The 6459-nt window shown below is 44.5% G+C and carries 6 protein-coding genes; 3 read left to right on the forward strand and 3 right to left on the reverse strand.

The genetic code is table 11. The features are described 5' to 3' along the window. Nucleotides 1-124: 124 nt before the first annotated feature. Nucleotides 125-703 (reverse strand): LemA family protein, encoded by a 579-nt coding sequence (locus ACTJKG_RS26450; protein ID WP_172338315.1) that lies wholly within the window; start codon nucleotides 701-703, stop codon nucleotides 125-127. A 523-nt stretch (nucleotides 704-1226) separates the two neighbouring features. Then, nucleotides 1227-1799 (reverse strand): RNA polymerase sigma factor, encoded by a 573-nt coding sequence (locus tag ACTJKG_RS26455; protein WP_172338314.1) that lies wholly within the window; start codon nucleotides 1797-1799, stop codon nucleotides 1227-1229. 335 nt (nucleotides 1800-2134) lie between these two features. On the opposite strand from ACTJKG_RS26455, the gene ACTJKG_RS26460 reads away from it, so the two are divergent. The 3 genes from ACTJKG_RS26460 to ACTJKG_RS26470 are packed head-to-tail and all read left to right on the forward strand — an operon-like array spanning nucleotide 2135 to nucleotide 4525. Beyond that, nucleotides 2135-3685, forward strand: a complete 1551-nt coding sequence (locus ACTJKG_RS26460) for an NAD(P)/FAD-dependent oxidoreductase (RefSeq protein WP_440740870.1) — start codon at nucleotides 2135-2137, stop codon at nucleotides 3683-3685. Further along, nucleotides 3682-4167, forward strand: a complete 486-nt coding sequence (locus ACTJKG_RS26465) for a DinB family protein (RefSeq protein ID WP_440740871.1) — start codon at nucleotides 3682-3684, stop codon at nucleotides 4165-4167. The genes ACTJKG_RS26460 and ACTJKG_RS26465 overlap by 4 nt, the downstream gene beginning before the upstream one ends. After that, nucleotides 4160-4525, forward strand: coding sequence for a CoA-binding protein (locus ACTJKG_RS26470; RefSeq protein WP_172338311.1), 366 nt, complete (start codon nucleotides 4160-4162; stop codon nucleotides 4523-4525). Before ACTJKG_RS26465 ends, ACTJKG_RS26470 begins: the two co-directional genes overlap by 8 nt. 174 nt (nucleotides 4526-4699) lie before the next feature. Here ACTJKG_RS26470 and ACTJKG_RS26475 read toward each other — a convergent pair whose 3' ends face one another. Continuing rightward, entirely contained in the window at nucleotides 4700-6088 is a 1389-nt protein-coding gene (locus ACTJKG_RS26475) for a methyltransferase RsmF C-terminal domain-like protein (RefSeq protein WP_440740872.1), read from the reverse strand. Between the last annotated feature and the right edge of the window lie 371 nt (nucleotides 6089-6459).

Genomic DNA, 6459 nt, shown 5'->3' on the forward strand with positions numbered 1-6459 from the left:
TTTAATTATTGAATTATTGAATTAGTGAATTACTGAGTAATTGAATTAACGATTAGTGAATTGGTGATCTGGAATGCTTTCCTGAAGCTCAAATCACTAATTCACTAAATCAATAATTCACTAATCAGAATTGAACCTTAGGGGCTTTATCAGCTCCGGGTTCGGCGGTGAAATAGCCTTTTTCGCTAAAGCCAAACATTTTGGCTGTTATATTGGCCGGGAACGAGCGGATCTTGGTGTTAAATTCCTGTACGGAAGCGTTAAAATCCTGGCGGGCTACCTGTATACGGTTTTCGGTACCTTCAATCTGCGCCTGTAAACCCAGGAAGTTTTCGTTGGTTTTTAAGTTAGGATAATTTTCTGTTACCGATAATAAACGACCCAACGCGGTGCTTAATTCACCCTGCGCTGCCTGGAAAGCTTTGATGGATTCCGGGGTAAGCTTGGTAGGGTCAACCTGTACAGATGTTGCTTTGGCGCGTGCTTCAACAACGGCGGTTAAGGTACCTTTTTCAAAATTGGCAGCTCCTTTAACGGTGTTCACCAGGTTAGGGATCAAATCGCTGCGGCGCTGATACTGACTTTGAACGGCCGCCCATTTGGTTTTTACGTTTTCATCCATTTTAACCATGCTGTTATAACTGCATGAGCTTAATGACATTGCCGCCGTTATAATTAATATTACCGAGAATAACTTTTTCATTTTAATTATGCTTTTTAGTGATGTGTTTCAAATTAGATTACAAAAGGCGTACCGTTGTTACAACAGTTAATGGTTATGACAACATGGCAAGATACACATCGCTAAAGATAATCAAAACATTTGTGGTACGCGATTAAAGCATGGAGATGATTTTTTAGGATAGGAAGGACTTTGGGGACGCTAAGAAATAGATTTGTCATACTGAACGCAGTGAAGCATCGGTTATTGAACTTTTCAATTGTAAAACAGATCCTTCGTCCCTCAGGATGACATGTTTTAGGGGGGCTTATAAAAAGGGCTGTGTGTCTGAGCCTGTCGAAGACTCGCGCGTAGAGGCCTGCCCACCATGGTTCGACGGAGCTCACCGTGACATCCTTGTTTTATTATTAAATATGCATTTGATTATGGAATAAGCTTTTATGGCTTACTGGTATAAGTTCAGGCGGGTTGCCTGAACTGCGGCGGTGATAAGTGTACGGGTTATGGGATAACCGGGCGGAAAAGGGGGCAGGGTAAGGGCTGATTACCCTGCCAGGCAATGCTGCTCACGCATGGTAAGCTGGCCAATCATGTCTTTTAAAATATTGCGTGCACGGTATAAGGTAGTGCGTGATAACAATTCTGTCATACCCAATGAGCTGCCAATTTCCTGATGGGAGTAGCCCTCAATAGCATACATGCTAAATACAGAACGGTAAGTTTTGGGTAGTTTCTGGATCAGTTTCATCAAATCTTTTGCTTCCAGTCCGTTATCATTGTATGATCTGCTGCCCATAGCCACGCTGTTTTCGGCGGCAAAATCTTCCACCAAAACCATGGGTTTTAATTTGCGGTAGCGTGATATGGCGCAATGTACCATAATACGGCGGATCCATCCTTCCAGGCTGCCCTCGCCACGGTAATTGTTCATGTTTTTGAACATTTTTATAAAGCCTTCCTGTAATATATCCTGTGCTTCGTCTTTATCAGTTGCATAGCGCATGCAAACTGCCAGCATTCTTGGGGCCAATGCCCTGTATAATTGTTCCTGTTGCTTGCGGTCGTTTTTCAAACATCCTTCCCATAGGGTCATCAAGCGGTCTTCGGCGATATTCATTTTGTGTGTTATTTTTATAACGAGCCTATGCCAATACCAATGCCATTTTATAAGTTATTGATTTTCAATTAAATAAATTTTAATGGTCATTTCAAACTGTTCGATAGCGGACGGTTAATGTGCACGGGCGAACAGTTTGGTTTTACATGTTTTAACGGATATCACCCTTTTAGGGGGAGGAGAAAGGGGCCACACCCAACCCTCTCCATCCCGATAGCTATCGGGAGAGAGGGCTTTACTTAACATATTTGACTCCCTCTCCAAAGGAGAGGGCTGGGGTGAGGCCTTTTTTCCTTACCTTTGCACAGCTCCGGGATAAAAACCTGGCAATTATCATGATCAAAGAAGTAGAAATAGTATGCCCGCCCGGGCAGCAAGAAGATGAAGCCGTAATAACCCGTTTGGCGGCGGCTTCTCTGAATATTCAACCCCAAAAAGTTTCGGCAGTAAAAGTTTTAAAACGATCCATAGATGCGCGTGGTCGCAAGGTGGTTTACCGCATGCAGTTGCGGGTGTTTTTGGATCAGCCTTATCAGCCCGAAATATTTACCGTTAATTATCCTGATGTGCAGTTTGGCAGGCCCGTTATTATTGTAGGCGCCGGTCCCGCAGGGATATTCGCGGCGCTGCAATGTATCCAGTCGGGATTAAAGCCCATTATTGTAGAACGTGGTAAGGACGTAAAACAGCGCCGGCGGGATTTGGCCAATATTAACAAGCAAGGCCTGGTAAATCCCGAATCAAATTATTGCTTTGGCGAAGGGGGAGCCGGTACTTATTCTGACGGTAAACTATATACCCGGTCTACCAAACGTGGCGATGTAAACCAGGTGCTGAAAATGTTTGTAGCGCATGGTGCCGAGGAGAATATATTGATAGATGCCCGGCCGCACATCGGCACCAATAAACTACCGCAGATCATCACCGCCATGCGCGAAACCATACTGAATGCCGGCGGCGAGATATTGTTTGATACCAAAGTGACCAGCTTACTGGTAGAATTTGGCAAAATAAAAGGCGTAAAACTGGCCAATGGCGAAAAACTGACGGCCGATGCGGTAATACTGGCTACGGGCCACTCTGCACGCGATGTTTTTGAAATGCTGCATCATCAACATATATTGATTGAGGCTAAGCCTTTTGCATTGGGGGTGCGGATAGAACATCCCCAGGAAATTATCGACCGGGCCCAATACCATTGTGAATATCGCGGCCCTGATCTGCCGCCATCCTACTACAACCTGGTGGAGCAGGTGGACGATAGGGGCGTATTTTCCTTTTGTATGTGTCCCGGCGGTATCATTGCCCCCTGCGCAACGGAACCGAATGAAATTGTGGTGAACGGCTGGAGCCCATCTAAACGGAACAACCCTTTTGCCAACTCGGGAACTGTAGTGCAGATCAATATGGAAGATGTGGCCGGTGATGACAACGATCCTTTTAAAATGCTGCGCTTTCAGCAGGAGATTGAGAAAGCAGCTTTTGTGGCAGGAGGTGGTAACCTGGTAGCTCCGGGCCAGCGCATGGTTGATTTTGTGGAGGGGCGTTTGTCGCGAGATCTGCCGGAAAACTCCTACCTGCCCGGAACCAAAAGTACCGAGTTGAAAGAAATACTGCCTTTATGGATCCATAAGCGGCTGCAAAAAGCGCTGCCAGCCTTTGGCAGAAAGATGAAAGGTTATTATACAAATGAAGCTATATTAGTAGGAGTGGAGTCGCGCACATCATCGCCGGTAAAAGTTCCACGCGATAAGGAAACACTGCAGCACCCGCAGGTTCAGGGTTTGTTTCCTTGTGGTGAGGGTGCCGGTTACGCGGGTGGCATTATTTCTGCGGCAATTGATGGCATCAACTGCGCTTTGGCAACTTTAAAAATATTAGCATGAGTACCTCTGAAAATCTTTCGCACGAATTGCAAAATGTACTGTCGGGCGATCCCTGGTATGGTTCGCCGGTTTATACTATATTAAAAAGTGTCAACTTTGAAACCGCGTACGAAAAGCCGCCGGGCTCAATACATAATATAGCCGAAATAGTGCTCCACATGATTGCCTGGACAGAAGAGGTGATGGATAGGATGAACGGCCTGCCATCGGGCCTGCCCACCAGTGGCGACTGGCCACCTATAAGCAAACCTGACGAACAAAAATGGCAGAATTATGTTGAAGATTTGAAACTGGTTAACGTAAATTTGATTGGCATCATCCAAAATTTCCCACCGGATCAATGGAATGAGCCAACAAACGACGAAAGGAACCGCGAAGAGGGAACCGGTGTTACCTATGAAGAACTGATCAACGGATTGATACAGCATCATATCTATCACTCGGCCCAGATAGCGTTACTAAAAAGGATAATTAATGGCTGATAAAAAAACATTGGTATTGGGCGCTACGCCTGATCCCAGCAGATACGCCTACCTGGCCTCGAACAGACTGGTAAGCAAAGGACACACCATCGTAAATGTAGGGATAAAAACGGGTGAGGTAGCTGGTGTACCCATCGAAAAGCCCGAAATCATCCATCACGATATTGATACGGTAACCTTATATGTTGGTCCACAACATCAACCGGAACTATATAACTATATATTAGATACTCATCCGAAGCGAATTATTTTCAACCCAGGTACCGAAAACTCCGAGCTGCGCCGTCTGGCCAATGAAAAAGGTATCCAGACAGAGAATGCCTGCACGCTGGTGCTGTTATCTATAGATGGGTATTGAGCCCCCCAGCCCCCTGAAGGGGGAACTCTTAGCGGGTTACTTGTCAGAACCACGATTTTCATGATTAAGGGATTACTATGATTTTTTGGAGTGGTTAATGAAAATCGTGGTAATCCCTTTATCTGTTTAATCCCGGTTCAGACAAAAGCACCCGGCTCATCAAAAGCTCCCCCTTCAGGGGGCTGGGGGGCTCGGGGCATGACTTATAATCCTGATCTCTTTAGGATAATAGTTATTGATACGATTGGGCAGGAGTTTAGCCCAACCCATGGCCTGGCTTTGAAAGGTCATCAAACTCCAGCCTTTTTGGGTAGGGTTCAGGTCGATATTATCCCGGCGCAGGTATTGGATAGCCTGATCATAGTTAAGTTCGGTTTGTAAAACGGCGTCCTTATTAATAATAGTGCTCAGGGCCAGTTCATGGTCGGGTATCAGATCTTTCCCCATCAGCTGACCTACGCGTACGCCAGATTTTTTGAGATACAGGTGGCGTTGCAAAATATTCAGACTTTCTTTATGTGCGCGGTTAATGACCAGCCAATCATCATTTACTTTAAAATAATAGAAACTTTCGGGGTTATGGAGATAGGTCTTTACCTGGTCAATTTCCTTGCTGCTTATTTTTTGCTGCATATTGTTTTTAAAGTTGCCCAACTCGCCTGTATTGTTTCTCTTGCGCAGGCAGGAGGCAAACAAACCTTCGCCCTTTACCTGGCCTGGATAAAAGCGGTAACCCCATGCTTTTTGCTGCGCCGATTCGGTTTCCACAATACCCCACTCCTTATATATAGGTATACGGATGCTTTCCAGATCGAATTCCTGGCAAAGCCAATCGAGGATATCCTCATTTTCCTGGTGCGAGTAGGAGCAGGTACTATATATAAGGTAACCATCTTCATTTAAGGCGGGGAGTATATCGGCTAATATGCGTTCCTGCCGTTGATGACAGAGATTGACATTGGCTTCAGACCACTCGTTCATCGCCTGCGGATCTTTGCGAAACATGCCCGAACCAGAGCAGGGAGCATCAACCAATATAATATCAAAAAAGCTTTTCAGCCGGCCAATGTCTTTAGGATCATTATTACTAACAATAATATTGCTTTGGCCCCACCGGCTCAGGTTATCTGTTAATATAGGTACGCGTGTTTTAATGATCTCGTTAGCCACCAACAGATCATCAGCCCCGATAGCCGAATTAAGCAACGTGCTTTTACCACCCGGCGCCGCGCATAGATCAAGCACTTTGATAGGTTGCTCCTTATTTTGCCTGATGTGTTTCATGATATGATCAATAAACATCGACGATGCCTCCTGTACATAATAACATCCGGCATGAAAAAGAGGGTCAAAAGTGAAGGACGGACGGGTATCTAAATAAAAACCATCGGCACACCAGGGCACTTGCGCGCTTGTTTTTAAGGCCGAGGGTTTAAATGGATTTAATCTTATAGAGGTAGGCGCCTCAGAATTTTCATGGGCTTTAATAAAATTTTGCTCATCAAATCCACTTTCTGCGCTTAAAGAGGCCAGGAAGTTTTCGGGAAATGGGTGGTTGTTCATATACTTTTCAAATATACAAATTAGGTAAATGCTATTATTATAGGATAAAGAAGGCTTGCTACGACAGAATTTAGGGTTAGTTTACAGACAGTTGTAAAATAGTTTTAATTATTTCAAAATTTCTCTTGGAAGGGATGTGTTTTTCTCTGTACATTTGTGACCGCTTAAGGAAAAAGGGCGTTGTTTTTTGAAGATTTAGCGAATAAAAAAAAGTTTAAAAAAGTGAAAATTTCACTTGATAAATTAAAATAAGTTTCGCACCTTTGCAGCCCGCTGAGGAGGAAGAGAAAAGGGAAAGAGAGGCGGTCAAAACTTAGAATAAAAAAAAGAAAAAAAAGTTTTGGAAATAAGAAAAAGGTTTCTACCTTTGC

This window comes from Mucilaginibacter sp. 22184, assembly GCF_052045695.1.
Lineage (GTDB): Bacteria > Bacteroidota > Bacteroidia > Sphingobacteriales > Sphingobacteriaceae > Mucilaginibacter.

Excerpts from the sequence above, each read along its gene's own strand:
- ACTJKG_RS26460 (WP_440740870.1), top strand. The coding sequence starts at position 2,135 with ATGATCAAAGAAGTAGAAATAGTATGCCCGCCCGGGCAGCAAGAAGAT.
- ACTJKG_RS26475 (WP_440740872.1), bottom strand. The coding sequence starts at position 6,088 with ATGAACAACCACCCATTTCCCGAAAACTTCCTGGCCTCTTTAAGCGCA.
- ACTJKG_RS26455 (WP_172338314.1), bottom strand. The coding sequence starts at position 1,799 with ATGAATATCGCCGAAGACCGCTTGATGACCCTATGGGAAGGATGTTTG.
- ACTJKG_RS26450 (WP_172338315.1), bottom strand. The coding sequence starts at position 703 with ATGAAAAAGTTATTCTCGGTAATATTAATTATAACGGCGGCAATGTCA.
- ACTJKG_RS26470 (WP_172338311.1), top strand. The coding sequence starts at position 4,160 with ATGGCTGATAAAAAAACATTGGTATTGGGCGCTACGCCTGATCCCAGC.
- ACTJKG_RS26465 (WP_440740871.1), top strand. The coding sequence starts at position 3,682 with ATGAGTACCTCTGAAAATCTTTCGCACGAATTGCAAAATGTACTGTCG.